Source organism: Pelomonas sp. CA6, from assembly GCF_022549225.1.
In the GTDB taxonomy this organism is placed as follows: domain Bacteria; phylum Pseudomonadota; class Gammaproteobacteria; order Burkholderiales; family Burkholderiaceae_C; genus Roseateles.
This window is the reverse complement of the sequence record NZ_JAKZFD010000067.1, coordinates 1-355: the sequence shown is the minus strand read 5'-3', so window position 1 is coordinate 355 and position 355 is coordinate 1. Positions and strand designations below refer to the sequence as shown.

General features: G+C 63.1%; 1 protein-coding gene. It reads right to left on the bottom strand.

Going from position 1 to position 355, the window contains the following annotated elements; genetic code table 11:
* Positions 1 to 30: 30 nt before the first annotated feature.
* Positions 31 to 355, bottom strand: a 325-nt coding sequence (locus tag LZ017_RS21915) for an IS3 family transposase (protein WP_241399047.1), incomplete at its 5' end; no start/stop codon positions are given.

The window sequence follows — 355 nt, the reverse complement described above, 5'->3', positions numbered from 1 at the left end:
TGGGCTGCTGCCGGTTCGACAGACACCGACCTAAGCTTTTCTAGCTTGTTCGAACTCTATCGGACTGACGTAGCCGAGCGTGGAGTGTCGGCGCGTCGGGTTGTAGAACCGCTCGATGTAGTCGAACACATCTGACCTGGCTTGCTCACGCGAGCGGTAGACCGTGCGGGCCGTCCTCTCGGTCTTGAGACTGGAGAAGAAGCTCTCCATGGCCGAGTTGTCCCAGACCTCACCCGCGCGACTCATGCTGCACACGATGCCTTGCTCGGCCAGCAGGCGCTGGAAGTGCTCGCTGGTGTACTGGCTGCCCTGGTCCGAGTGGTGCAGCACCTCCTGCGGTCGCCCGCGCCGCCAC